This window comes from Sphingopyxis sp. (genome assembly GCF_035944815.1).
Taxonomy (GTDB): Bacteria; Pseudomonadota; Alphaproteobacteria; order Sphingomonadales; family Sphingomonadaceae; genus Sphingopyxis.
Map to the genome: position 1 here is coordinate 163,726 of NZ_DASZAU010000009.1, position 25,507 is coordinate 189,232.

The 25,507-nt window shown below is 66.1% G+C and carries 26 protein-coding genes and 3 tRNA genes; 13 read left to right on the forward strand and 16 right to left on the reverse strand.

All coding sequences use genetic code 11. The features are described from left to right. Positions 1–32: 32 nt before the first annotated feature. Both aroB and VGU00_RS11675 read right to left on the reverse strand, forming a co-directional pair. Positions 33–1,127 carry a 3-dehydroquinate synthase gene (gene aroB, locus VGU00_RS11670; RefSeq protein WP_327468658.1) on the reverse strand — a complete coding sequence of 365 codons (1,095 nt, stop codon included), beginning with the start codon at positions 1,125–1,127 and terminating at the stop codon, positions 33–35. Next, complete coding sequence (locus tag VGU00_RS11675; protein ID WP_327469817.1) at positions 1,115–1,630, reverse strand: shikimate kinase; 516 nt, start codon at positions 1,628–1,630, stop codon at positions 1,115–1,117. Before VGU00_RS11675 ends, aroB begins: the two co-directional genes overlap by 13 nt. On the opposite strand from VGU00_RS11675, the gene VGU00_RS11680 reads away from it, so the two are divergent. From VGU00_RS11680 to VGU00_RS11700, 5 genes are all read left to right on the forward strand, one after another. Then, on the forward strand, positions 1,563–1,976 hold the full coding sequence (locus VGU00_RS11680) for a hypothetical protein (RefSeq protein ID WP_327469863.1): 414 nt from the start codon (positions 1,563–1,565) through the stop codon (positions 1,974–1,976). The two genes, VGU00_RS11675 and VGU00_RS11680, sit on opposite strands and share 68 nt — an antisense overlap. Continuing rightward, on the forward strand, positions 1,973–3,790 hold the full coding sequence (locus tag VGU00_RS11685) for a hypothetical protein (RefSeq protein ID WP_327468660.1): 1,818 nt from the start codon (positions 1,973–1,975) through the stop codon (positions 3,788–3,790). The genes VGU00_RS11680 and VGU00_RS11685 overlap by 4 nt, the downstream gene beginning before the upstream one ends. A 107-nt stretch (positions 3,791–3,897) precedes the next feature. Further along, positions 3,898–4,809: a tyrosine recombinase gene (locus tag VGU00_RS11690; protein ID WP_327468662.1), complete on the forward strand. Its 912-nt coding sequence runs from the start codon at positions 3,898–3,900 to the stop codon at positions 4,807–4,809. Between the two features lie 11 nt (positions 4,810–4,820). After that, positions 4,821–5,768 carry an acetyl-CoA carboxylase carboxyltransferase subunit alpha gene (locus VGU00_RS11695; RefSeq protein WP_327468664.1) on the forward strand — a complete coding sequence of 316 codons (948 nt, stop codon included), beginning with the start codon at positions 4,821–4,823 and terminating at the stop codon, positions 5,766–5,768. Positions 5,769–5,903: 135 nt separating this feature from the next. Beyond that, positions 5,904–7,403, forward strand: coding sequence for a M48 family metalloprotease (locus tag VGU00_RS11700; protein ID WP_414713529.1), 1,500 nt, complete (start codon positions 5,904–5,906; stop codon positions 7,401–7,403). An 86-nt stretch (positions 7,404–7,489) separates the two neighbouring features. On the opposite strand, the gene VGU00_RS11705 is transcribed toward VGU00_RS11700, so the two are convergent. Continuing rightward, a complete protein-coding gene (locus VGU00_RS11705; protein ID WP_327468666.1) occupies positions 7,490–7,654 on the reverse strand; it encodes a Flp family type IVb pilin in 165 nt (54 codons plus the stop codon). Positions 7,655–7,801: 147 nt separating this feature from the next. Continuing rightward, positions 7,802–7,951, reverse strand: coding sequence for a Flp family type IVb pilin (locus VGU00_RS11710; RefSeq protein ID WP_327468668.1), 150 nt, complete (start codon positions 7,949–7,951; stop codon positions 7,802–7,804). A gap of 126 nt (positions 7,952–8,077) precedes the next feature. On the opposite strand from VGU00_RS11710, the gene VGU00_RS11715 reads away from it, so the two are divergent. Next, positions 8,078–8,467 carry a (deoxy)nucleoside triphosphate pyrophosphohydrolase gene (locus VGU00_RS11715; protein ID WP_327468670.1) on the forward strand — a complete coding sequence of 130 codons (390 nt, stop codon included), beginning with the start codon at positions 8,078–8,080 and terminating at the stop codon, positions 8,465–8,467. Here VGU00_RS11715 and VGU00_RS11720 read toward each other — a convergent pair. Then, positions 8,464–9,255, reverse strand: a complete 792-nt coding sequence (locus tag VGU00_RS11720; RefSeq protein ID WP_327468672.1) for a methyltransferase domain-containing protein — start codon at positions 9,253–9,255, stop codon at positions 8,464–8,466. The two genes, VGU00_RS11715 and VGU00_RS11720, sit on opposite strands and share 4 nt — an antisense overlap. Positions 9,256–9,369: 114 nt before the next feature. Here VGU00_RS11720 and VGU00_RS11725 point away from each other — a divergent pair, with 114 nt between their 5' ends. From VGU00_RS11725 to VGU00_RS11740, 4 genes are all read left to right on the forward strand, one after another. After that, entirely contained in the window at positions 9,370–10,221 is an 852-nt protein-coding gene (locus VGU00_RS11725; protein ID WP_327469821.1) for a ComF family protein, read from the forward strand. A 4-nt stretch (positions 10,222–10,225) separates the two neighbouring features. Further along, a complete protein-coding gene (grxC, locus tag VGU00_RS11730) occupies positions 10,226–10,486 on the forward strand; it encodes a glutaredoxin 3 (protein WP_327468674.1) in 261 nt (86 codons plus the stop codon). A 1-nt stretch (position 10,487) separates the two neighbouring features. Beyond that, positions 10,488–10,958 (forward strand): DUF1178 family protein, encoded by a 471-nt coding sequence (locus VGU00_RS11735; RefSeq protein ID WP_327468676.1) that lies wholly within the window; start codon positions 10,488–10,490, stop codon positions 10,956–10,958. A 189-nt stretch (positions 10,959–11,147) separates the two neighbouring features. Beyond that, positions 11,148–11,224 (forward strand) — tRNA-Arg (locus VGU00_RS11740). Positions 11,225–11,271: 47 nt separating this feature from the next. Here VGU00_RS11740 and VGU00_RS11745 read toward each other — a convergent pair. The 9 genes from VGU00_RS11745 to VGU00_RS11785 all read right to left on the reverse strand — a co-directional run bounded on the left by VGU00_RS11745 (position 11,272) and on the right by VGU00_RS11785 (position 19,170). Beyond that, complete coding sequence (locus VGU00_RS11745) at positions 11,272–12,108, reverse strand: FAS1-like dehydratase domain-containing protein (RefSeq protein ID WP_327468678.1); 837 nt, start codon at positions 12,106–12,108, stop codon at positions 11,272–11,274. A 7-nt stretch (positions 12,109–12,115) separates the two neighbouring features. Beyond that, positions 12,116–13,279 carry an acyl-CoA dehydrogenase family protein gene (locus VGU00_RS11750; RefSeq protein ID WP_327468679.1) on the reverse strand — a complete coding sequence of 388 codons (1,164 nt, stop codon included), beginning with the start codon at positions 13,277–13,279 and terminating at the stop codon, positions 12,116–12,118. 115 nt (positions 13,280–13,394) lie between these two features. Then, positions 13,395–14,417 carry an RNA 3'-terminal phosphate cyclase gene (gene rtcA, locus VGU00_RS11755; RefSeq protein WP_327468681.1) on the reverse strand — a complete coding sequence of 341 codons (1,023 nt, stop codon included), beginning with the start codon at positions 14,415–14,417 and terminating at the stop codon, positions 13,395–13,397. After that, positions 14,414–15,199, reverse strand: coding sequence for a nucleotidyltransferase domain-containing protein (locus VGU00_RS11760; RefSeq protein WP_327468683.1), 786 nt, complete (start codon positions 15,197–15,199; stop codon positions 14,414–14,416). Before VGU00_RS11760 ends, rtcA begins: the two co-directional genes overlap by 4 nt. 34 nt (positions 15,200–15,233) lie before the next feature. Next, positions 15,234–15,683, reverse strand: coding sequence for a hypothetical protein (locus tag VGU00_RS11765; protein ID WP_327468685.1), 450 nt, complete (start codon positions 15,681–15,683; stop codon positions 15,234–15,236). A 33-nt stretch (positions 15,684–15,716) separates the two neighbouring features. Continuing rightward, complete coding sequence (locus tag VGU00_RS11770) at positions 15,717–16,943, reverse strand: RtcB family protein (RefSeq protein WP_327468687.1); 1,227 nt, start codon at positions 16,941–16,943, stop codon at positions 15,717–15,719. A 77-nt stretch (positions 16,944–17,020) separates the two neighbouring features. Continuing rightward, positions 17,021–17,093, reverse strand: a tRNA-OTHER gene (locus tag VGU00_RS11775). Positions 17,094–17,547: 454 nt separating this feature from the next. Next, positions 17,548–17,611: transfer RNA gene (locus VGU00_RS11780), tRNA-Thr, on the reverse strand. An 11-nt stretch (positions 17,612–17,622) separates the two neighbouring features. Next, the gene (locus VGU00_RS11785; RefSeq protein WP_327468689.1) at positions 17,623–19,170 is read right to left on the reverse strand and encodes an RNA-binding protein; all 1,548 of its coding nucleotides are present in this window, start codon (positions 19,168–19,170) and stop codon (positions 17,623–17,625) included. 268 nt (positions 19,171–19,438) lie between these two features. Here VGU00_RS11785 and rtcR point away from each other — a divergent pair, with 268 nt between their 5' ends. Together rtcR and VGU00_RS11795 are read left to right on the forward strand one after the other, a co-directional pair. Then, the gene (gene rtcR, locus VGU00_RS11790; RefSeq protein WP_327468691.1) at positions 19,439–21,028 is read left to right on the forward strand and encodes an RNA repair transcriptional activator RtcR; all 1,590 of its coding nucleotides are present in this window, start codon (positions 19,439–19,441) and stop codon (positions 21,026–21,028) included. A 140-nt stretch (positions 21,029–21,168) separates the two neighbouring features. Beyond that, positions 21,169–22,047, forward strand: a complete 879-nt coding sequence (locus tag VGU00_RS11795) for an ROK family protein (RefSeq protein ID WP_327468693.1) — start codon at positions 21,169–21,171, stop codon at positions 22,045–22,047. A 46-nt stretch (positions 22,048–22,093) separates the two neighbouring features. Here VGU00_RS11795 and VGU00_RS11800 read toward each other — a convergent pair whose 3' ends face one another. After that, the gene (locus VGU00_RS11800) at positions 22,094–23,338 is read right to left on the reverse strand and encodes an acyl-CoA dehydrogenase family protein (RefSeq protein WP_327468695.1); all 1,245 of its coding nucleotides are present in this window, start codon (positions 23,336–23,338) and stop codon (positions 22,094–22,096) included. A gap of 94 nt (positions 23,339–23,432) precedes the next feature. After that, positions 23,433–24,344, reverse strand: a complete 912-nt coding sequence (locus VGU00_RS11805) for a LysR family transcriptional regulator (protein ID WP_327468697.1) — start codon at positions 24,342–24,344, stop codon at positions 23,433–23,435. 207 nt (positions 24,345–24,551) lie between these two features. On the opposite strand from VGU00_RS11805, the gene VGU00_RS11810 reads away from it, so the two are divergent. Then, entirely contained in the window at positions 24,552–25,469 is a 918-nt protein-coding gene (locus VGU00_RS11810) for an MBL fold metallo-hydrolase (RefSeq protein ID WP_327468699.1), read from the forward strand. The last annotated feature ends 38 nt before the right edge of the window (positions 25,470–25,507 follow it).

The following is a 25,507-nucleotide window of genomic DNA, read 5'->3' on the forward strand; positions in this document are numbered from 1 at the left end:
AGGCGGAGGAAAGGGCCGGCCATCCCGGCCGGCTAGCGATCGAGAAAGGCCGCGACCGCATCGAGACCATAATCCTCGGTCACGAAACTCTGCCCGATCCCGCGCGTCAGGATCAGCGGCAGCTTGCCGCCGCGGACCTTCTTGTCGTGCGCCATATGCGCCGCGAGCGTCGCGCCGTCGCTGTTGATGCCCGCGCTGGCGAGGCTGTGCGGCAGGTCGACGCTGGCGAGGTGCGTGCGAACGCGTGCGGCGTCCTCGGCCGGGCAGAGGCCGTTCGCCGCGGAAAATTGATGCGCGAGCACCATGCCCGCGGCGACCGCCTCGCCGTGGAGCAGCCGGTCCGAATAGCCCGTTTCGGCTTCGAGCGCGTGGCCGAAGCTGTGGCCGAGGTTGAGCAGGGCGCGAATATCCTGCGTCTCGCGCTCGTCGGCGGCGACGATGCGCGCCTTCGCCGATACGCTATGGGCAATCGCCTTGTGCCGTGCCGCGCTGTCGCCCGCGAGCAGCGCCGCACCATGATCTTCGCACCAGGCGAAAAAGCCGGCGTCGTCGATCAGGCCATATTTGACGACTTCGGCATAGCCCGCGCCAAGCTCGCGGCGCGGCAGCGTTGCGAGCGTCGTTGGATCGATGAGGACGAGCGCGGGCTGGTGGAAGGCGCCGATGAGATTCTTGCCGGCGGGCACGTTGATCGCGGTCTTGCCGCCGACGCTGCTGTCGACCTGCGCGAGCAAGGTCGTGGGCACCTGGACGAAATTGCAGCCGCGCTTGACGATCGAACAGGCGAAACCGACGAGGTCGCCGATGACGCCGCCGCCGAGCGCGATGACATGGTCGCTGCGTTCGACGCCTTCGCCAACGAGCCATTCGGTGAGCCGGGCGAGCCCGGCCCAGCTTTTCGTACCTTCGCCGGGTTCGAGGACGAACGAAGAGAAGGAAATGCCTTCGTTGCCGAGCGCGGTTCCAACGCGCCGCAAATAATGGTCGGCGACATGGCTGTCGGTGACGATCATCGTGCGCGGACGCTTGAGCAACGGCGCGAGATGGCGGCCGACCTCTTCGAGCAGTCCGTCGCCGATCAGGATCGGATAGCTGCGGCTGCCGAGCTCTACGGTCAGCTTTTCCATTGCGGATCTCCCCACTTTGAGAGGGCCTCCAGAATCGCACGCACCGTATGGTCGTGCGGCGTGCTAGCCGAGCTGACGCGCAGATGCGCCTCGGCATAGATGGGGTTGCGGACCGCCGCGAGTTCGCGAAGCACTTCGCCCGGGTCGCGGTCCTTGAGGAGCGGGCGGTGGCTGCGGCGGCCGACGCGTTCGACGAGCGTCGGGATATCGGCGTCGAGCCAGATGCAAAGACTGTCGTCGAGGATCAGCTTGCGGGTCTCGTCATTGATGAAGGCGCCGCCGCCCGTGGCGAGGACCATTGGCTTTCCGGCCAGCAGCCGCGCGATCACGCGGCGCTCGCCATCGCGGAAATGCGCTTCGCCGAAACGCGCGAAAATATCGGATATCGTCATGTCGGCGGCGCGCTCGATCTCGTCGTCGGCATCGGCGAAGCGCATGCCGAGCCGCTGGGCGAGGCGGCGGCCGATCGTCGATTTTCCTGACCCCATCAACCCGACGAGCACGATCGACCGGTCGCGGATCGACGCGGGGATGGCACCAGAGGTTTTGGGTGCCGGGCTTTTCGGGTTTCGCGACATGGTGCGCGCGGCTATACCGACCGGGACGCGCGGGACAATGATTTTGCTGCACCTGCGTCATGAGACGAACGACAGGCATTGGATATTGCGCGCGAAGAGCAGATCGGGAAAAGGCCGGTGGATCGCACGATTGGTCGTGCTGACGTTGGTGCTGGTGGCTTTTTTCCTGTTCCTGCTGTTCCTGGGCCGGCCGATCGAGCCGCGAATGATTGAGGTGGATGTGACCGACAAGATTGCCGAAAGCGTGCCACCCAAAAGAGATGCGCAATGAGTAAGGCGACATTATCGCTGGCGTTGGGCCTGTCGGGTACGGCGCTGGCCGCAGTATTGGTCCTTCCCGCGCTTGCACAGGAATCGCTGCTGCCCGAAGGCTTCGGCAATCCCGCCGACACCCCTGCGCCGCGCCCGGCGCCCACGCCGTCGCCGACCGCGACCCCGACGCCCGGCCCGACGCCGAAGAATGGCGCGACGCCGCCGCCGGTCGCTCCGACGCTGAGCAGCACGACGACGAGCGCGAGCGCCGAAGAGGGCGAGGACGCCGAGGAAGGCGAAGAGGTCGAGTCCGGCGGCCTCAAATATGACCTGCCGCCCGGCGCGCGCCGCCTGCTGACGCGCATCGGGCCGCTGACCCCCGAAACGGGCGGGCTCGCGCCGGACGCCTTCGGTGTCCGCGGCCAATATGCCGCGGCGATCATGCGCCGCACCAACGGCCAGCTCGCATCGCGCTGGGCGCAGATCCTGCTCCGCCGCGCGCTCGCCTCGGCGATCGATACGCCCGACACGATCAACGGCGCCGACCTTGCCGCCGAACGCGCCTCGCTTCTGCTCCGCATGGGCGAATCGACGACCGCGCGCTGGATCGTCCAGTCGGTCGATTACGACCGCGCCAGTCCGCGTCTGGTCGCCGCGGCACAGCAGACCTATCTTGCCAATGCCGACCCCGCGGGCATGTGCCCCTATGTTCCGGCCGGCCTCGCGCATGGCGACGAACAGGCGTGGCGTCTGTCGGCCGCCATTTGTTCGGGGCTGTCGGGCGAGGCGGGACCGGCGGGTTGGGCGATCGGCCGCGTGCGGTCGAGCGGCAAGATTTCCAATTTCGACATCCTGCTTGCCGAGCGCGTGCTGGGCGCAACGGGCGGCGGCCGCCGGTCGACGACGATCGAGTGGGATAATATCGACCGGCTGACCAGCTGGCGTTTCGGCATGGCAACGGCAACGGCCATTCCGGTTCCCGACGCGCTGCGCGCCTCGGCTCCCGCCTATATGAAGGGCTGGACGGTGCTCGCGCCGATGACCGACATGGCGAACCGCGTTGCCGCCGCACCCGAAGCCGCGGCGCGCGGGGTGCTGTCGAGCGAGGCTTATGTGTCGCTGCTGAGCGCGGCGGCGAGCGAGGAAGAGCCCGCCGAGGCGCTCGCAAACCAGACCGGCGCGCTTCGCGGTGCTTTTCGCCTTGCGAACGGCACCGATCGCTACGCCGCTATGGAAGGGCTGTGGAGCGCCGGTTCGACGCCGACGCAGCGCTATGCCGCGATGGTCGCGACGGCGCGCGCCGCCGCTGCCCTGCCGGCCAGCACCGAAGTCGGCGGCGATCCCTGGCAATTGCTCGGGTCGATGCTCGCCGGCGGTTATGACGAAAATGCGATCGCCTGGGTCCCGACGGTTTCGGTCGGCAGCCGCGCATGGGGCGTGCTCGCGGTCGGTTCGCCGCGGCCGCTGAACGGCACGACTGCGGGAGCAGTGGGCCAGTTCGCGGGCGACGACGACAGCGCCGACACGCTGCGCTCGAAATTCCTGCTCGCGGGCCTTGCCGGGCTCGGGCGGATCGATGCCGGCGCTGCCGCATCGGCTGCGAGCGACCTCGACGTCGACCTCGGCAAGCAGACGCGCTGGTCGCGGGCGATCATGGCGGCGGCCGAACGGCGCGAACCGGGCATGGTCGCGCTGCTCGCCGCGGCGGGGATGCAGGGCGAATGGTCGAAAGTGCCGCCCTATCATCTCTATTATATCGTCCGGGCGCTGCGCGAAGTCGGGTTGCCGTCCGAAGCGCGGATGATCGCCGCCGAAGCGCTGGTGCGTGTCTGAAAATCGATTGAAAGATGCGGCGCCGGCCCACTCCCTCTCCCGGCCTCCCACAGGCTACTATCGTTGGGGAGGCCGGGAGGGGGAGTGGGCCGGCGCCGCTTTCGACGATGTCTGACGGCGCGCTGATCGGCCGCTTTCTGGAGATGATGGCGGCCGAGCGCGGTGCATCGCGCAACACGCTCGCCGCCTATCGCCGCGATCTCGATCAGGCGGCCGAATGGGTGAAGGGCCCGCTTGCCGACGCCAGCGCCGCCGATCTTCGCAAGCTGATGGCCGATTACCAGTCGCTCGCGGCAAGCAGCGCCGCGCGAAAATTGTCGGCGCTGCGCCAGTTCTTTGCTTTTCTGCTCGACGAAGGCGAGCGGTCCGACAATCCCGCGCTCGACATTGCGCGCCCGGCGACGCGGCGCCCGCTGCCGCGCATCCTGACGCACGCCGACGTCGAACGATTGTTCGAGCAGGCGGGCGAGGAAGCGGCCGGCGACGCGCCGCCGGCGAATGCGATACGCATGCTGCTGCTGCTCGAACTTCTCTATGGTTCGGGCCTGCGCGCGAGCGAGCTCGTCTCGCTGCCGCGCCGCTCCGTGGCCGGCGAGCGCGAATATCTGATCGTCCGCGGCAAGGGCGACAAGGAACGGTTGGTGCCCCTGTCGGATCGTGCGCGCGATGCGTTCGATCGTTGGCTGCCGCTGCTTGTCAGCGGGTCGCCCTGGCTGTTTCCGTCGGGCAAGGCGCATATCTCGCGCGTGCGCCTGTTCCAGATGTTGCGCGATCTGGCGGCGCGCGCCGGCATCGACCCGACCGCGATCAGCCCGCATGTCCTGCGCCACGCCTTTGCCACCCATCTGCTCGAAGGCGGCGCCGATCTGCGTGCGCTGCAACTGATGCTCGGCCACGCCGATATCGCGACGACCGAAATCTACACTCATGTCGATAGCCGCCGGCTGGTCGAACTGGTCAACCGGCGCCATCCGCTGGCGCGGATGGAGGACGTTGACCTCAAGGCTCCATCGGCCTAGCGACGTCCCCCATGACAGCCTTTCTGGACTTCGAAAAACAGGTCGCGGCGCTCGATCGCCAGATTGCCGAATTGCGCGAGATGGGGGACGACCCCACGCTCAATATCGACAACGACATCGCGCGATTGGAGGATAAGTCCTCGAAATTGCTGCGTGAAATCTATTCCAAATTGACGCCCTGGCAAAAGACGCAGGTTGCGCGCCACCCCGATCGACCGCATTTCAAACATTATGTCGCGGGGCTGTTCGACGACTGGATGCCGCTGGCCGGTGACCGCAATTTTGCCGACGATCAGGCCATTCTCGGCGGGCTTGCGCGTTTCCGCGGCCGTCGCGTCATGGTGATCGGTCACGAAAAGGGCGACGATATCCCGTCGCGCATGAAGCATAATTTCGGGATGGCGAAGCCCGAGGGCTATCGCAAGGCGATCCGCCTGATGCAGCTCGCCGACCGGTTCGGTTTGCCGGTCGTCACGCTGGTCGACACCTCGGGCGCCTTTCCGGGCATCCAGGCCGAAGAGCGCGGGCAAGCCGAAGCGATCGCCCGCTCGACCGAACAATGCCTTGCGCTGGGCGTGCCGATGGTCGCTGCGGTGGTCGGCGAGGGCGGTTCGGGCGGCGCGATCGCGCTTGCCGCCGCCAATCGTGTGCTGATGTTCGAACATGCCGTCTATTCGGTCATTTCGCCCGAAGGTTGCGCGTCGATCCTGTGGCGCACGTCGGACAAGGCGGCCGATGCGGCGGCGGCGATGAAGATGTCGGCGCAGGACCTGCTCGGGCTCAAGGTCATCGACCGCATCGTTCCCGAACCCGTCGGCGGCGCGCACCGGGCGCCCGACGTCGCCATCGCCGCGCTCGGCGATGCGATCGATCAGGAACTGGGTGCGCTTTCGGGCCTGCCGCGCGACACGCTGCTCGCCGCGCGCGAGGAAAAATTCCTCGCGATGGGGCGCGCTTAGCGGCGTTCCGGTCGGAACCCGATCACGGGTCATGGCGTTATTTTTCCAGAATCGACAGGCCGCGGTCCATCAGGCGGCTTGTCTTGTCGCGCGACGGGAATATTCCTGAGCGAATTATCGAGTGGGAGGCACGGGATGAGCTGGAAGACCGGGAAGACGCTGGCGGCGGCCTTGGCGATGGGCGGCATCGCCTTTACCGGCGCGGCCGATGCGCAGCTGAAGGCGATCAAGACGCAGACCAACATCTCGGCGGCCGAACGCAAGCAGGGCGACGAGGCGCATCCGCAATTGCTCCAGGAATTCGGCGGCGCGTACAGCGGGCCGCAGGCGTCCTATGTGAACCGCATCGGGCAGAATATCGCGGTCCAGTCGGGTCTGTCGCGCAGCCCGAGCGATTTCACCGTGACCCTGCTCAATTCGCCGGTGAACAACGCCTTCGCGATCCCCGGCGGCTACGTCTATGTCACGCGCCAGCTGATGGCGCTGATGAACGACGAGGCCGAACTGGCGGGTGTGCTCGGGCACGAAGTCGGCCATGTCGCCGCGCAGCACAGCAAGAAGCGCCAGTCGGCTGCGACGCGCAACCAGATCCTCGGCGTGCTCGGCGCGGTACTCGGCGGCGCGATCGGCGACAATGGCGGCCTGCTCGGCGGACTTGGCGGCCTGCTCCAGAATAATTCGATGCGCGTCGCGCAGCTTGCGACGCTCGGCTTTTCGCGCAGCCAGGAATTGCAGGCCGACCAGCTCGGCGTCCAGTATCTGCGTAGCGCCGGCTATGATCCGCTCGCGCTCTCGACGATGCTCGCCAGTCTCGCCGCGCAAACGAGCCTCGATGCGCGGCTGGCCGGCGGCGATGCGCGCTCGCTGCCCGAATGGGCGAGCACGCACCCCGACCCCGCATCGCGCGTGCGCAATGCGCAGACGCTGGCAAGCCGCGTCGGCGGCAGCGGCGGCAACCGCAACGCCGACGCCTTTTTCGCGTCGGTCGACGGCGTGCTCTATGGCGACGATCCGGCGCAGGGTGTGGTCGAGGGGCGCGATTTCCTTCACCCCGATCTCAGGCTGCGCTTCACCGTCCCGAACGGTTACGGGATGCAAAATGGAGCGACCGCAGTCTTGGTCAGCGGCAACGGCGGGCAGGCGCAATTTACGACCGGCGCCTACAGCGGCGACATGAACGCCTATATCGCCGCAGCGTTCAAGGCGGTCGCGGGTAACGCCTCGATCAGCCCCGGCGCTATCCAGCGGACGACGGTGAACGGCATCCCGGCCTCCTATTCGACCGCGCGGGTTAACAGCCAGTCGGGGCAGGTCGACGTCACCGTCTTTGCTTATGAATTTTCGCGAAGCAGCGCATTCCACTTCGTCACGCTGACCAAGGCGGGCGGTGGCGGCGTGTTCAATTCGATGTTCAACAGCGTCCGGCGCCTGAGCACGGCCGAAGCGGCGGCAATCAAGCCGCGGCGGATCGATGTGGTAACGGTGGGACGCGGCGACACGATGGCGAGCCTTGCGCGGCGCATGGCCTATAGCGATTATCAGGCCGAACGTTTCCAGGTGCTCAATCGTCTGACCGCGTCGAGCCGGCTGACGCCGGGGCAGCGGGTCAAGATCGTCGTCTACGCCAGCCGATAGCCGCGCGCGGACAAAAAAAGGGCGGTGACAAAGCCACCGCCCTTTCTTTTTGGTCGGGCCGCCGAAGCGGACCGAACGTCAGAAGCTTACTTCTTCAGTTCGGTGTCAACCTTGTTGAAGGTGTTGCTGACGCTGTTGCCGACGGCGCCCATCGCGGTGATACCGGCAACGGCGATGAGAGCGGCGATCAGGCCGTATTCGATGGCGGTCGCGGCCTTGGTGTCGCGAGCGAATTTCTTGATGAACTTCATGACTGGTCTCCTGATTTCACTTACCCTGTTGACGGTCTGGTCTGGGTCAACATCTGCGGTTCTAGGACGAATAGGTTTTGAAAATCTTAATGTGCCGAGGAAGTTGCGAGGGGTCGTTTGTCCAAAAAAGGGACGCCGGCGCCCGTGCTACATATTCTGCTGGGCTGCGTTCGAAACGTCGTTCCACATGCCGCCAGTCGAATTCGCCACATTGCCGACAGCGGTAACAGCCGCCAGAAAGACGAGGGCCAGTATCAGCCCATATTCGACGGCTGTGGCGGCCCTGGTCGACCGCATCAGCCTGTAAATGTTGCGCATTGTTCCACCCCTGACTGAATTTATAGTTCCCGAGGGTTCCCATATTCGCATAGGAAGGTTAACAATTTGTCCGTGTCCAGCCCCGGAAAACCGCCAAAAAATAGCTTGGTCGTCGTCGCCGCGGCGCTCGTCGATCGCGATGGGCGATTGCTTGTGCAGCAGCGCCCCGAGGGCCTGCCGATGGCGGGGCTGTGGGAGTTCCCGGGCGGCAAGCTCGAGGCGGGCGAGACGCCCGAGACGGCGCTGATCCGCGAACTGGGCGAGGAACTGGCGATCGACGTCGACCATGCCTGTCTCGCGCCTGCCTGTTTTGCCAGCGACATGCTCGGCGACCGCCATCTGCTGCTGCTGCTCTATGTGTGCCGCAAGTGGCGCGGAACCCCGGTCGCACAGCATGCCACCGCGCTACGCTGGGTGCGCCCCATTGAACTGCACGGACTCGCCATGCCGCCCGCCGACAAGCCGCTGATCGGGCTGCTCGAGGCGTTGATCTAGCTTTTCGGTTTCAACGCATCGGCAAGCGATGCTGTCCCGCTGCCGCGGCGGGCGGGTTGCGGCTGGTCGGGATGCGGTGCCCAGCCGCTGAAATGGACGAGGCGAAAACTTTCGGCGGTGCGGCCGTCGGGGTCTGCCTGCGCACCGAAGGCGACCGCGATGCGCGCGACCTCTTCGCGAGTCAGGGACGGCGGCGCGGGCGCGAGCCGGCTGGCCAGCCCGGTGGCACGCAGGTCGCGGACGAGCGCGAACCAGTCGGCATAACGCACGGTCAGTGCCTCGACGTCCACGACGGGCAGGGCAAAGCCGACGCGCTGGAGCAGGTTCCCCATCGCCGCGAGATCGATCTGCGGATGCAGGCGGGCGATCGGCCGCACCCCTTCGGCCATGACCGCGCGGCGCAATCTGGGCAGACTACCGTCGCCGACGAAGGTGCCGAGAAGCAGGCCGTCGGGCGCCAGCAACGCGCGAAGGCGCACGAGCGCGCCAGGCACGTCGTTGATGCCGTCGAGTCCGCCGGGCCAGACGATAAGGTCGAAACTGGCAAGGGGCAGGTCGATGGCGTCGGCCTCCACGGCCGTCGCGCCGCTCGCGGCCGCGAGCCGCGGGCCGGCCTCGATGATCGTCAATCGGGTGCCGGTGCTGCGCAGATTGTCGGCAAGCACCGCGTCATGCGCGCCGATGAGCAGGGTGCGGGGAAACTCGCGCGTCACCATCGCGAGCCGGTCGAGCAAGGTTTCGGCGATGATCGGCGCAAGGAAATTCACCGATGCGGGAAGGCGCGCCATGCGATCGCGCTGGGCGCCGTGGCGGGCGGGGGAGAAAAGCGGGCGGGGAGGCTGCGACATGCGCCGCTTGTGCCGCCCCCGGCGATGCTTCACAAGCATCGGATGGCGATGGCGATGGGGGAAGCCGAAGAAAAAGTAGGGGCGGCGGGGGCGTTGCTTCGCGGCATTCGCGGTGCAGTGCGCGCGGTCGTCGACTATGCGCTGCCGCCGCGCTGTCCGGGCTGCGGCCTGATCGTCGGCGAGGATCGGCAATTCTGCTTGCAATGCTGGTCGTCGCTCGATTTCCTCGACGGTCCTGCCTGCGCTTCTTGCTCGATCCCGTTGCCGTCGGCGCTACCCGGCTCGCCGATGGCGTGTGGGGCCTGTCTCGCCAGCCCGCCGCCGTTCGATGGAGCGCCCGCCGCCGTCGCCTATGGCGCGGTGGCGCGGACCGTCGCGTTGCGGCTCAAATATGGGCGGCGGACCGGGCATGCCCGGTTGATGGCCCGGCTGATGGCAAGGCAGCTCGCGGCACTGGGCGCGCCGGGGGACATGTTGCTGGTGCCGGTCCCGCTGCATCGCTGGCGGCTCTGGTCGCGCGGGTTCAACCAGGCGGCACTGGTAGCCGACGAGCTGGCGCGGATTACGGGCGCCCCGCGAGATCATCACCTGCTGTTGCGGACGCGGGCGACCGCGTCGCTGCGCGGCAAGGGGCGAAAGGAACGCGAACGCATCGTCGGCGGCGCGTTCGCGCTCGCACCGGGCGCGAAATCGCGCACGGCGGGCCGGAATCTGGTACTGATCGACGATGTCCATGCCAGCGGTGCCACCCTGCGCGCGGCGGCGCGGGCTTTACGGCGCAGCGGCGCCGCGCGAGTCTCTGCGCTGACGTGGGCGCGGGTCGTTCCCGACGCGCTGCTGGCGGGCAACATATTTGACTTTGCTTCGTTGGATTCCGATATGATGGACCAAGCGATGACAGGATAGCCAGATGGCCAAGATTGAAGTTTTCACCAAATTCCTCTGCCCCTATTGTACGCGGGCGAAGGCGCTGCTCGACCGCAAGGGGGTAGAATATCGGGAAATCGACGTGACGATGGACCGCGCGGGGTTCGACGCGATGGTCGAACGCGCCGGCGGTGCGCGGACCGTCCCGCAGATTTTCATCGACGACAGGCACATCGGCGGCAGCGACGATATGGCGGCGCTCGACGCGCGCGGTGGCCTCGATCCTTTGCTCGGATTGGGTTGAGTTGATCGTTTTCGACCTTTGTTGTGCCGCCGGCGACCACCGGTTCGAAGCCTGGTTCGCGAGCGGCGACAGCTTTTCCGAGCAACAGGCGCGGGGGCTGATCGCCTGTCCGGTTTGCGGCGATAGCGCGGTTCGCAAAGCGGCGATGGCGCCGCGCGTCGGCGCCAAGTCGAACCAGATGCCTGCGGTCGCCGTAAAGTCGACGGGAGCGCCGGTGAATGGCGAACCCTCGCCGGATCTGGTGCGCAAGGTGATCGCCGAGATTGCTGTCAAGCAAGCGGAGATGCTGCCGCAGTCGCGCTGGGTCGGCCGCGATTTTGCCGACGCGGCGCGCGCGATGCACGAAGGCCGCGTGACCGAGGACCTGATCCATGGGCAGGCGTCGCCCGAGGAAGCGCAGGGATTGCGCGACGACGGGATCGCCGCGATGCCATTGCTCGTGCCGATCGCCCCGCCCGATGCGATCAACTGACCGCCGCGACGAAAGCCGCGCGGCGAAGTCTGCGGCCCCGGAACCTGTTCCGCTTTGCCGATATGAAGAACTGGCGCGGCGCGAGAATCGTGCCCGTTCGACAGAAGCTGCCAAGCGCGGGCCTGTGCCGCAGTTAATTGACTACCCCGATTGACGCTTTGCGTCCCCCGCCGCTACACGAACCGCGGCGCACCCGTAGCTCAGCAGGATAGAGCATCAGATTCCTAATCTGGGGGCCGTGGGTTCGAATCCCGCCGGGTGCACCAAACTCCCGTTTTGGCAAGGCAGGCATGTCCCCCGAGCGCTTTGGGGGTCAGAGATCGACCTCTGCGCGCACCGTCGCGCGTCCCGCCGCATCGCGCGCCCACAGGCGAGCGCCGTCGTCCTGGCGCGCGAGGCACAGCTCGAAGGGCGCGCCGTCGATCAGCGGAGCTTCGGCGCGGAAGGCGAAGCGGCGCGGCGCAAAGCCTGCGCGGACGGCGTGATCCATCAGCAGCGTCGCGATAAGCGGGCCATGGACGACAAGCCCGGCATAGCCTTCGACATCGCGGGCATAGTCGCGGTCGTAATGAATCCGGTGCGCATTGAAGGTGAGCGCCGAATAGCGGAACAGCAGCACCGGATCGGGCGTAATACTGCGGACGGCGTCGGCGGGTTCGGGTTCGGCCGGCGCGACGGGCGGCGGCGGCGTCGCAGGCCCGGTTGCGGCTTCACGAAACACGATGTCCTGCTCCTCGCGGATCGCGGGGACACCGTCAGCGGCGATGTCGTGGCGCAGCGTGACGAACAGGAGGTCGCCGCTTGCGCCGCGCTTGGGCTTGATCGCGGCGATCGTGGTGATGCGCGTCAGCGCCGCGCCGACCGCGATCGGCGACAGGAATTCGACGCGGCTTCCCGCCCACATCCGCCGCGGCAGCGGGGTGGGGGGGAGCAGGCCGTGCCCGTCGCGGCGCGGATGGCCGTCGGCACCGATCACCGACTGGCGCGCATCGGGCAGGAAATAGAGCCAGTGGCCGAGCGGCGGGACCGTGCCCGGCGCCCAAGGCGAAACATCATGGTCGAGCAGCGCAGCCAGACCGGCAAGCGGCGCGGGAGCGGCGATATCGGTGCGCGTTTCGCTGCGGCCGACCCATTCGGAATAGTCGTCCATTCCGGCCTCAGAAGCTTTTGGGTAGGCCAAGCGCGTGCGTCGCGACGTGGCTCAGGATCAAATTGGTGCTGATCGGCGCGACCTGATAGAGCCGCGTCTCGCGGAATTTGCGCTCGATGTCATATTCCTCGGCAAAGCCGAAACCGCCGTGGGTCTGGATGCACATGTCGGCGGCGTACCAGCTCGCCTCGGACGCGAGCATCTTCGCGATATTGGCCTCGGTACCGCAATCGGCGCCCGCGTCGAACAGGCGCGCCGCCTTGTCGACCATCTCGGCGGCGGCGGCGATCTGGACCCACGCGCGCGCGATCGGAAACTGGACGCCCTGATTTTCGCCGATCGGGCGGCCGAACACTTCGCGCTCCTTGGCATAGGCCGATGCGCGGTCGACGAAGAAGCGGCCGTCGCCGATGCATTCGGACGCGATCAGGATACGTTCGGCGTTCATGCCCGAGAGGATGTAGCGAAAACCCTTGCCCTCTTCGCCGATCAGGTTCGCGGCGGGGACTTCGAGATCGTCGAAGAAAAGCTCGGTCGTCGCATGGTTGAGCATCGTCCGCACCGGCCGGATCGTCAGCCCCTTGCCCTGAGCCTCGCGCATGTCGACGAGCAGAACGCTCATCCCGTCGGACGATTTGGCGCACTCCTCGCGCGGGGTGGTGCGGCAGAGCAGGACCATCAGGTCCGAATGTTCCGCGCGGCTGATCCAGATCTTCTGGCCGTTGACGATATATTTGTCGCCGACCCGCTTGGCGAAAGTGCGGATGCGCGTGGTGTCGGTTCCCGCGGTCGGTTCGGTGACCCCGAACGCCTGCAGCCGCAGTTCGCCGCTGGCAATCGCGGGCAGATAGGCCTGTTTCTGCGCTTCGGACCCGTGCTTGAGCAGCGTGCCCATCGTGTACATCTGCGCATGGCACGCGCCGCCGTTGCAGCCCGACCGGTGGATTTCCTCGAGCACCGCGGTTGCGGCGCCGAGGCCGAGGCCCGACCCGCCATAGGCTTCGGGGATCAGCACCGACAGGAAGCCCGCGTCGGTCAGCGTGCGGACGAATTCGGTCGGATAGATGCGGTCGCGGTCGAGCGCCTGCCAATATTCGCCCGGGAAGCCGGCGCACAGGCGGCGGACGGCTTCGCGGATTTCGGGATGGCTTTCTTGTCGGGCGTCGGACATCGGCGTTCACATCTCCTTGGTCGCGAACATGCTTAGGCCGCTAAGGAGCCGCACGCCAAGATGAATCGAAGAAGGCGGGGGCCTTGCTGCGCTGCAAGGCCCCCGCCGCGGCAAATCAGGCGATCACTTCGACCAGATGACGGCCGTCGTCGCGGTCCGACACGCGGAACCGCGTGTCGGTGAAGCGTTCGATCAGGCCGGCCGCGGTCCGCATATGCTCGCTCGGCTTGACCGTCGTGAACGCGCCGCCGCGCGCGAACGCCATCGGCAGCAACAGCTGGTCCTGCAGATAGGGGCCCGCGAACGCATCGCTCGCGAGATAGCCCGCCATGCGCTTGGCCGCGGTTTGCGCAAGCCGCTCGGCGGGAAGGCCGAGCTTGCCGAAGCCCGATATGATCTCGGTGACATGCTCGAATTCGGCTTCGACCAGCAACGCGTTGCCCGGACCCTGCTCGGCCGGGACCTGCCGCGTGACAAAGGCCTCTTCGGGCCATTCGGGCAGCGTCTTTCGCGCGGTCTTGAGTTCGCGTTCGGCGACGTCGAAGGGAATGCCCGCAACGATGGCGGTCACCGACACGCCGCGCCGCGCGCCGCGCTCGATACATTCGACCGGGCGAAGCGGTGCAGGCACGATATCGACCTCGATCCGCCCGCCACCGCGCGGGAAAAAGCCGTGGCGGACAAGCCGCGCCGAAACCGTCGGTCCCATGCGGCGAAGGACAGGCAGCAGCGTGCGCTCGATAAAGTCGAACGGCGGCGCCGCCATCGCGTGCGTCCCGCCTTCGATCACCAGTCGCGACGGCGCGTCGGCGGTCATCAGCGGCACGAGGATCGTCTGGAGGACGAGCCCGGTGCTCCCTGCGGTGCCGACGGCGAAGTGATAGTCGCCGGGCGTGACGCGCCCGGGGCGGAAGCCGATGCTGTTCGACCCCACGGCCAGCCCCGAGCATTCGGCGCCGCCGATCACGCACGCGGCCTCGATCGCGGTCACATGCTGGCGCATGAGCCCCGGCTTCTCGCGTCCGCCGCGGATATTTTCGATCGTGAAGGGCTGCCCGGTCATGAGCGCCAGCGCACACGCGTAGCGCAGCACCTGCCCGCCGCCTTCGCCTTCCGATCCGTCGATGATGATCATCATTCTTCTTCTACTACCAGATCCAGAAACAGCGCGTTCGCCTCGGCGGCAAAGGCGGCGCTCGGCGGACGCGCGGGCACTTCACCCGCACGCCCCAGTTCGTCGGCGATCAGCGCATCGATTTCGGGCACACGCGCGATCGGTCCCGCCTCGCGCGTGTCCGCCTTCAACGCGACCAGCCGCTCGATCTCTTCGCTGGCCGAGGGCGGCAAGTCCGCTTCGACCATCAGCCGCTGCAACTGCATCGGCGGCCGGCGCGAGGGATCGCGCCGCAGCACGCGGATCGCAAGCGCGGGGCGCAGCGCATAGAAATAGCGCTTCACCGAAACTTCCTGCGCGTCCTGTAACCAGCGTGCGACCGACGTGCGCCCGAGCTTGGCATAGTGCAGCGCAAAGCCGTTGGGGTCGAAATGCCGGTCCTTGAGCTCCGCCATGCGCGCGATGACCGGGTGCGCAGCGCGATAGTGGATGGGCGATTCGACCCATTCGGACAGCACCGAATTGTTGCGCAGCATCAGCCCCAGCGCCTTGCGGATGTCCCACCCATTGAGGTCGATCTCGTCGACGATCTCGCGCTCGATCACGTCGCGCACCGGGCTCAGCGCCAGATAGTCGCGGCGCGGCCGGACGTAGAGGAAGCGCACGTCGTAATCGCTGTCGGGCGAGGGGAAACCCCACGCGCGCGATCCCGATTCGATCGCGAGCAGCAGGCGCACGCCATCGTCCGCCTCGACGGCGGACAGGCGGGTTTCGATTTCGTGCCGGATGGCGGGTTCGATGCTCATCTTCTTCCAACTTCTGTTCATAACGTCCGGCAGATCAAGGCATCCACCAGAACCACCAGCCTTTTTCCTTGCGATCGTCCGACGTCGCTACGCCGAAATCGCCGATGCCGACCTCCACTTCGGCAAAAGCCGCGCGCAGGGTGTGAAGCCGCTTGTTCCCGAAGGTCAGGATCAGCTTGTCGCCGTCCGCCTCCATCGACAGATCGCCAGCATCGGGCTCGAACGCGACCCGCATCGTCGCGAACCGATCCGCCTTGGGTTCGCCGAAGTTCGGAACAGTGGCGATCGCCGCCGTCACCGGCGCGATCTTCAAGGTCCGATGACACGCGCTTTCGCCGCCCATCCGGTCGATAAGGTCGCAGATCGAACGGCAACCCGCCGGGTCGCCGGTGAAATGCCATTCGCCCGCGTGCTTGCTGCGTTTCGGATAGCGCCAGACGAATATCCGGCCCTCCTGCCGCCATTCGGCGACCCGGTCGTGCATGATGTCCCCCTTTGGATGGCGGCGTGAAGGGGATCACCCCTTCACGCACACCACCTGCTTCAGCGTATGGACGATTTCGACGAGGTCGGCCTGCGCCGCCATCACCGCCTCGATCGGCTTGTATGCCTTCGGCGTTTCGTCGATGACGCCTTCGTCCTTGCGGCATTCGACGCCCGCGGTGTCGGCGATATGCTCGTCGAGCGTGACGAGCTTTTTCGCCGCGGTGCGGCTCATGACGCGGCCCGCGCCATGGCTGCAGCTATCGAAGCTTTCGGCGTTGCCCAGCCCGCGCACGATGAACGATTTTGCGCCCATCGAACCCGGGATGATCCCCATCGTGCCCTTCGCTGCGCGCACGGCACCCTTGCGGGTGACGAGCACATTCTCGCCGAAATGGTTCTCGCGCGTCACATAATTGTGATGGCAGTTCACCGCTTCGGCCTCGGCCTCGAAGGGCTTGGCGATCTGGAGCCGGATCGCGGCGATGACGTTCGCCATCATCATGCGCCGGTTCAGTGCCGCAAAGTCCTGCGCCCAGCCGACCGCCTCGACATAATCGTCGAAATGATCGGTCCCTTCCGGGAAGTACGCCAGATCTTCGTCGGGCAGGTTGATGAACCATTTGCGCATGTCCTTCTTCGCCAGTTCGATGAAGTAGGTACCGATCGCGTTGCCGACGCCGCGCGATCCCGAATGCAGCATCACCCACACCCGGCCTTCCGTATCCAGGCACAGCTCGATGAAATGGTTTCCCGTTCCGAGCGTGCCCAGATGCGTCAGGTTGTTGGTGTTCTTCAGCCGCGGATGCTTGGCGACGATGCGTCCGAAGCGTTCGGCGAGCGTCGCCCAGGCGTCGACGATCGCCGCCGGGGGATCGCCCCACGAACCATGATCGCGCTGGCCGCGTCCGACCGACCGGCCGTGCGGAACCGCCGCCTCGATCGCGCTGCGGATGCCCTCGAGGTTGTCGGGCAGGTCGTGCGCCATCAGCGTCGTGCGCGCGGCCATCATGCCGCAGCCGATGTCGACGCCGACCGCGGCCGGGATCACCGCGCCCTTGGTCGGGATCACCGATCCGACGGTGGCGCCGATGCCGACATGGACGTCGGGCATCGCCGCGACATGCTTGAACACGAACGGCATTTTTGCCGCCTTGGTCAACTGCGCGCGCGCCATGTCCTCGACGGGCACGCCGCGCGTCCACATCTTGACCGGGCGTCCGCCCTCGACATTCATCACTTCATAGCTCGTCCGGGTCATGGCTGACCTCCTTCTTCCTGTTCTTCATGGTGCCGGCGACGAGGCGTGGCGAGACATTTTTCCTGAGCTACTCCGGCATGCCGGGGGCGGACTTGAACCGCCGACCTTCCGCAATGAAGCGGACGCTCTGACCCTGTAGTCCCGCCGGCATTCGCCGACATGTTTCGGGTGCTGGCAACGAGTGTGTGGCGAGACATCCGGATTTCTCCGGTGCGGAGTCGAACCGCGGGCCTTTCGGCCTGACCGATGTAGTCCCGCCGGCATTTGCCAGCCTGAAATGGGTGCCGGCGGCGAGGGGTTGGTGAGACGTTTCCGATGTAGTCCCACCGGCATCCGCCGGCATGAAAGTGTCTCGCAGCGACGAGACATGGCGAGACGGCGGTCCTTAAGCTACGTTCCTGCGGCGGGATTCGAACCCGCATCTCCCCGGTCCCTTTCGGGGGCCAAGGCGCTTTACTCGTCGGACCTATATCGTTGGAGGATGTAGTCCCACCGGCATTCGCTGCGATATCTTTCGAGATTTTGTGACGGGTCACGGCGACGAGGATTGGAAAAGACTTGCCCTAAGGCTGGTGCTCTACCCGGCTGAGCTACCGTCCGTTGCCGGACGAGCGGGATTCGAACCCGCGACCGCCACATTACCAATGTAGTCCTTCCCGGCATTCGCCGTGACCCATTTTCATACCTCCGTTTCGTTGACGATCTCGACCCAGTCGCGCGTTTCGCCGGAAGCGAAGCGAGCCATCGCGTCGAAGACCGCGTCGGTGAAGCCACCGACATTCATGATGTCCTTCCGGTCACGCGCTTGCGTGGTGCCATAGGGCTGGATGTCGATGCAGATCAGCTTCGCGCCCGGGTTCCGGGCCTTCAGCTTCTTCCATTCGTTCATCGTCGCCGTGGCGCCGTGGCGCGAGGGATCGATCCAGCTTTCGTTGTCGGACACGATCACCACCGTATCGACTTCCGCCCGTTCGCGGTTGAGCCGCGCGAGCGGAGCCGAGACATTGGTGCCGCCGCCGCCGATCGCCGCCAGCCGTGCCGCGTTGACCGCGACGCGTGCCTTGGGATCGAGCGCCATGTCGACGACGTCGACATCGAAGGGCATCACCCGCGCCTGCCGGTTGGTACGCAGCACCGCCGCCGCGACGAGCGCCGCGATGTCGATGCAGCGGACCGCCGAGGTCGCGCCCTTGCGGTATCCGGTCGCCGCCCAGCTCATCGAGCCCGAAACGTCCGGACAGACCACGACCTTGCCCGCCAGCACCGGGACTGTCGCGAGCGACAGCTCCAGCGCCTCTTCGAGCGCGGCCTGAACGCGAAGCGGAACCGCCTCGCCGACCTGACCCATCGCGACCATCAGCTGATACGGCGCCGGGCGAACCCGGGCGATCGTATCGGCATCGGACAGTCGCGCCGCGACCGTGTCGGTGACCCCCTTCACATCGAACGCACCATTACGCGCCAGCGTGTTCAGGTTCATGCGCAGCGCCTGCCAGCCGATCCGGCCGGAAAGCTCCGCCCAATTCTCGGCGGTCAGCGGAAAGGCGGTCAGCCATTCGAACGGCACCGGGGGCAACGCGCCCTTGGGGTCGCGCTTCCAGGCCTCGAACGCCGCGATCTCCGCGGGCAACGCCGCGACATCATAGGGCTTGCCGATCAGCCAGCCATAGAAGGCGCGCCGCTCGGCCGAAGCCGGCGCCGGGTGGACCATACGGACGATATCGGCGAGGCTGGGATCCTTGCCCGTCGCCGCGGCCATGAGCTGCGGTATCGAGGCCTGTTCCAGCCATTCGCGGACGAGCCGCTTGGGACGCGAGCCGAGCGAACGGCGGCCGACCTGGCCCGAACGCATGATCTGCACGAAGTTGCGCAGCATGCGGCCGTTGTCGATCACGCGGCCGAAGACGCGCACTGCGAGGTCGGGATCGGCGACGGTGAGATATGCGGCGAGCAACGCCGGCATATCCTTCATCGCGCCCGCCTTGCGGGCATAGATCGCGGCCTTGGCGACGAAATCGGGCGACACGGCCTGAGCCGCCGCCAGAACGTCGGCGAGCTGCGCATCGGCGCCCGAATAAAAGCCGTCCGACAGCGTGCCGGTCGCGGCAAGCTGTGCGAGCTTCGCTTCGGGGCCATAGGCATAGGCTGCGCCGCCGGCGTCGTTCACCGCATCGGTCTGCGGCAGGAAGCGTGCGAGCGCCGTGGAAAACAGGTTCTTGTTGGCCATCGTCCAACTCCTTCGAAATCTCTTGCCGGACCCTCGGGGGCGGCCAGCCTATTCCGGCCGCCCCTTCGTTCCACTTGTGCCGGGGGACGTGAGCCCCGACGCCGACAGAATTGCAGGAGGCGTGCCAATCGAAAAAGCGATCGGTGGACTTTCATCAAGACATTGTTTTTAAATGTATAAAAATGGGGTGGCCAATTCTCGCTTGGCTAGGGCAAGGAGAAAGTACGATTATATTGTATCGTAGTTTATCCTGTAGTATAAATTCCCCATGAAGCCCGTAACCGTCATCGGATTCCTCGGCTCGACGCTCGATGCCGCCAAGTTCGGCCCGTCGCGTTGGAACAAGTGGCGGCCGACGGTCAGCATCTGCATGCAGGAAGATTTGCGCGTCGACCGCTTCGTCCTGCTCCATGGCAGCTACCACCGCAGGCTCGCCGACTATGTCATGGACGATATCCGCGACGTCTCGCCCGAAACCGAGGTGGTGCCGCAACTGCTCGACTTCGACGATCCCTGGGATTTCGAGGAAGTATATGGAAAGCTGCTCGATTTCGCGCGGAGCTTCCCGTTCGATCCCGACAATCAGGATTATCTCGTCCACATCACCACGGGGACGCACGTCGCGCAAATCTGTCTCTTCCTGCTTACGGAGGCGCGCTACCTGCCCGGACGCTTGCTGCAGACGCAACCGCGACGCGGCGCGCCGCAGCCGACCGGTACGTGGAATGTCATCGATCTCGACCTGTCGCGTTACGACAGCATCGCGACGCGCTTTGCCGAAGCGAGCGCCGAGAGTGCGAGCTTTCTGAAAAGCGGGATCGAGACGCAGAACGCTGCCTTTAACCGGATGATCGACGAGATCGAGCAGGTCGCGGTGCGCAGCCGCGCACCGATCCTGCTGATGGGCCCGACCGGTGCGGGCAAGAGCCAGCTGGCACGCAAAATCTATGAGCTCAAAAAGCTGCGGCATCAGATTGCCGGCCCGTTCGTCGAGGTCAATTGCGCGACGCTGAAGGGCGACAGCGCGATGTCGGCGCTGTTCGGACACCGCAAGGGTGCTTTCACCGGCGCGGCGCAGGATCGTCCGGGCCTGCTCAAATCGGCCGACAAGGGGCTGCTCTTCCTCGACGAGATCGGCGAACTCGGTCTCGACGAACAGGCGATGATCCTGCGCGCGATCGAGGAAGGGCGTTTTCTTCCCGTCGGCGCCGACAGCGAGGCGCGTAGCGAATTCCAGCTGATCGCCGGCACCAATCGCGATCTGGTGGGCGCGGTCGATGCCGGGCGCTTCCGCGAGGATTTGTTCGCGCGGCTCAACCTCTGGACATTCAGCCTGCCGGGGCTCGCGCAGCGTCGCGAGGATATCGCCCCCAACCTCGATTACGAACTGGAGCGTTTCGCCGAGCGCGAAGGAGCACGCGTCACCTTCAACAAGGAAGCGCGCGAAAAATATCTGGCTTTCGCCGAAAGCCCCTCCGCCCTCTGGAGGGGCAATTTTCGCGATCTGGCGGCGAGTGTCACGCGCATGGCGACGCTCAGTCCGGCGGGGCGGATCGATTCCGGCGCGGTCGCATTCGAAACCGGCAGGCTGCAATCGCTATGGTCGCCCGGCGAGGCGCGCGGCGATGTACTCGACGATCTGTTGCCCGAAAGCCGGCTTCGGACGATCGATCCGTTCGATCGGGTGCAGCTTGCCTATGTCGTCGCTGTCTGCCGGCAGCACGGCAGCCTCTCCGCGGCGGGCCGGTCACTCTTCGCGGCATCGCGCGAGGAACGCAAGTCGACCAACGATGCCGACCGGCTGCGCAAATATCTGGCGCGCTTCGACCTCGATTGGGCGGGCGTCGTCGCACGCTGATCTGCAACCGCAGCTGCGGAAGCGGTGGCAGCCCCTATCGAAGCGCGCTATCGCACCCCCGACGGTAACAAGCCGCCGATCATGGTCGAACGCGCCTGCGTGGCGTGTCCGGCTTGCAAGGCGGGCACAAGGGATGGGATATGAGTGACAGGATCGCGTTGATCGAGGCGGGCGGGACCAAGTTCATCGTGGGTGTGGGCGACCCTGCGCGGCAAATTTACACGCGGACCCGCATCGACACGACGCGTCCCGACGAAACGATCCCCGCTGCGATCGATTGGCTGCGCGCGCAGGGCGGCGACTATGCCGCGGTGGGTATTGCCAGCTTTGGGCCCCTCGATCTCGATCGCGCGTCGCCCAAATGGGGCCATATCACTCGCACGACCAAGCCGTACTGGAGCGACGCCGACATCGCCGGTCCCTTCGCGCGCGCCTTTGGCTGCCCCGTCGCAATCGATACCGACGTCAATGGTGCCGCGCTCGCCGAATGGAAATGGGGCGCGGGGCAGGGGACGAATTCGACGCTCTATCTCACCGTCGGTACCGGCGTCGGCGGCGGCGCGGTCGTGGGCGGGCGCCTTGTTCACGGCCTCAGCCACCCCGAAATGGGCCATATTCGCATGCCGCGCCACCCCGCCGATACCGGTTTTGCGGGCCATTGCCCCTTCCACGGCGACTGTCTCGAAGGGCTGGCCGCGGGCCCGTCGATCATCGCGCGCTGGGGCGTTTCGCTGTCGGACCTGTCCGCCGATCATATCGGGCACGAGATCATCGCCTGGTATCTCGCGCAGGCTGCGCAGACTTTCCAGGCTATCCTCGAACCCGCGCGCATCGTCCTTGGCGGCGGCGTGCTGGGGACGCCCGGCTTGCTCGATCGCGTTCGGGCGGAGGCCGCCAAGGCGGCGGCAGGCTATTTCGCGGGGACACCCGGGGAGATCATCGTGGCGCCCGCGCTCGGCGAAAATACCGGCCTGCTCGGGGCGCTCGCTCTCGCCGAGGATCACATTCTTCCGGGATAAGATCGTCGGATGTCCGGGCGGCGGTGGGTGACCACCGCCCGCACGATCAGTGGCGTGCGAGTTCGTCGCGGCCGACCACCATATAATGGACCTCGTCCGGCCCGTCGGCGAAGCGCAGGTGGCGCACGTCGGCGTAAAGCTCGGCGAGCGGCGTCCAGTGCGAGATGCCCGTCGCACCGTGAATCTGGATCGCCTGGTCGATGATCTGGCAGGCGCGTTCGGGGACCATTGCCTTTGCCATGCTCACCCAGACGCGAGCCTCGCGATTGCCGAGCAGGTCCATCGCCTTCGCGGCCTTGAGTACGATCAGGCGCATCGCCTCGATCTCGACCCGCGCGCGCGCGATGACTTCGAGATTCTTGCCGAGCTGCGACAGCGGCCGGCCAAAGGCGGTGCGCGAATTGCCGCGCTTCACCATCAGGTCGAGCGCGACCTCGGCCTTGCCGATCGTGCGCATGCAATGGTGGATGCGGCCCGGCCCGAGGCGCATCTGCGAAATCTCGAATCCGCGTCCCTCGCCGAGCAGGATATTCTCGCGCGGCACGCGGACATTGTCGAACCGCATGTGCATATGGCCCTGCGGCGCGTGGTCGGCGCCGAACACGCGCATCGGGCCGAGCACCTGTACGCCCGGCGTGTCCATCGGCACGAGGATCTGCGAATGCTGCCCCTTGCGCGAGGCTTCGGGATTGGTCTTGAGCATGCAGATGAGGATCTTGCAGCGCGGGTCGCCCGCGCCGCTGATGAAATATTTCTCGCCGTTGATGACCCATTCATCGCCGTCGAGCACCGCGCTGGTTTCAAGGTTGCTCGCGTCGGACGAGGCGACGCCGGGTTCGGTCATCACATAGGCCGAACGGATTTCGCCGTTGAGGAGGGGCTTCAGCCAGCGCTCCTTCTGCTCGGGCGTGCCGACCATTTCGAGCACTTCCATATTCCCGGTATCGGGCGCCGAGCAGTTCAGCGATTCCGAGGCGAGCGGCGATTTGCCCAGCTCGGCGGCGATATAGGCATAGTCGAGATTGCTGAGCGGCGTCCCGGTGTCGCCATGTGGCAGGAAGAAGTTCCAGAGGCCGGCGGCCTTCGCCTTGTTCTTCGCGCCCTCGAGCAGTTCGAGCTGTCCCGGCGCCCAGCTCCAGCGGTCGGCGCGACCTTCGCCGAGGCGGAAAAACTCCTCGGTGATCGGGTCGACATTTTCCGCGATGTGGCGCTTCACCGCATCGAACAGCGGCTGCGCTTCCTTCGACATTCTGAGGTCATTGAGTTCGGCTTGGAGTTCGATTTCGGTCATTTGGCTCTCCGATGATTTTCACCGGAACGCTAGCGGCATCGACCTATCAAGGAAAATGATAGGATCGAATAATCTATATTCACCTCACGAATGACTAGGCCGCCTTGGTCAGCTCGTCGATGATGATCGCGCGTAGCCAGCCGAGCCCGGGATCGGCCTGCGCCGCCTGATGCCAGTAAAGATAATTGCCGCCGGACTCGATCGGCAACGGCAGGTCGACAAGCTGCATCGGCCAAATCGCATCGAGCACTGCCGCGTGCGACCGGGGTAGCGCGAACAGCATGTCGGACGTTGCGACGATCTGCCAGGCGGTGATCGCGTGCTGGCAGCGTACGGCGACGCGCCGCGCCAGCCCCATGCGGTCGAGCGCCATGTCCTCGACACCGGGACCATAGGGCCGCGCCGTCGCGATGATGTGGTCGAGCGCCAGATAGGTGTCGAGGTCGATCGATCCCGCGACGCGGGGATGGCCCTTGCGCGCGATCACGACGAGCGGTTCGGTCCCGAGGTAATGGCGGCACATCCGCTCGTCGGCGGGCAGCGCGACATCGAGCGCGAGGTCGAGATCGCCGTTCGCCAGCATCGACACCAGATCGCGGCGGCGGAAGGTCACGCTGGCGAGCGCGACGTTCGGCGCCTCGGCGCGCACCCGCGACACGAGCGGAGAAAAACGCGGCATCTCGCCCGACAGCCGGACGCCGATGCGGAACTCGCGCGTCGAGGCTGCGGGGTCGAAGGCGGCCGCGGCGTCGAGCGCGACGTCGAGCCCGCGCAGCGCCTCGCGCACCGGACCGGCGATGGCGCGCGCGGCCGACGTCGGGACCAGCCGGTTGCCCTGCCGCACGAACAGCGGATCGTCGAACTGCGTGCGCAGCCGGGTCAGTGCATGGCTGATCGCGGGCTGCGACAGGTTCAGGTGCCGCGCCGCCGCCGATACCCCGCCCTTGGCAAAGATCGCGTCGAAAATCCGCAGCAGGTTGAGGTCGAACCGGGCGAGGTGCCGCAAGATTTGTTCCTAGGCGAGTTGGCACGGGTCGTGACGACCAAGCCTAGCAACCCGGCGAGCGAAAGGGAACCGGACGCCCGACCCTGTCCCAAGGTACAGGGTGCCTGCTGCATATGTATCCCGGCTCCTGTCGGGCTGCACGATATCGGTGGCGGCCGAAACATCCGATCCAGTCTCCATAAGAACCGCAAAAAAGAGGAGACCTACATGACGATCAACACCCTTCTGAAACCGGAGGCACCCGCTGCCGACGAGCTGGTTCCGTCGCGTTACGCGCTGAAGGTAGGCGATATCGACGTTCTGGTGATCAGCGACGGCGTGCTGCCGATTCCGGCGCATGTCCTCGCGCACAACGTCGCGCCCGACGTCCTCGACAACTGGCTCGACGATCAGTTCCTGCCGCATGAAATCGCCGAATGGCCGCTGAATGTCCTCGTCGTGCGCAGCGGCGACCAGACCATCCTTGTCGACGCAGGGCTGGGCATGGACCCCAACCTCAATCTCGAAAAGGCCGGCCGGCTCGTGCAGCGGCTCGAAGCTGCCGGTATCGCGCTGTCGTCGATCACCGACGTCGTGGTGACGCACATGCATATGGATCATATCGGCGGCCTGATCATCGACGGCACGCACGATCGCTTTCGTCCGGACCTGCGCGTCCATGTCGCGGCCGCCGAAGTCGAATTCTGGAAGGCTCCCGATTTTTCGAAGACCGTCATGCCGCAGGGCTTCCCCGACGCGCTTCGGGGCGCCGCAAAACGGTTCATGGCGCAATATGGCGACCAGATCGTGACCTTCGAGACCGAAGCCCAAGTGGCGCCCGGCGTCACCGCGCTGCTTACCGGCGGTCACACCCCGGGACACTGCATGGTCCGCGTCGCGTCGGGCGATGACCGGCTGACCTTCGTCGGCGATGCGATCTTCCAGGTCGGGTTCGACCAGCCCGAATGGTTCAATGGCTTCGAGCATGATCCCGAAGAATCGGCACGCGTTCGTATCAATCTCCTGCGCCAGTTCGCCGAAACGCGCGAAGCGTTCGTCGCGACGCATCTTCCCTTTCCGTCGATCTACCATGTGGCGGTGGCGGGCGACGCGTTCCGCGCCGTGCCTGCCGTCTGGGACTATTGACCGGCTGTCGGCGCCATCTGCCAATCGGGGATCTGAAT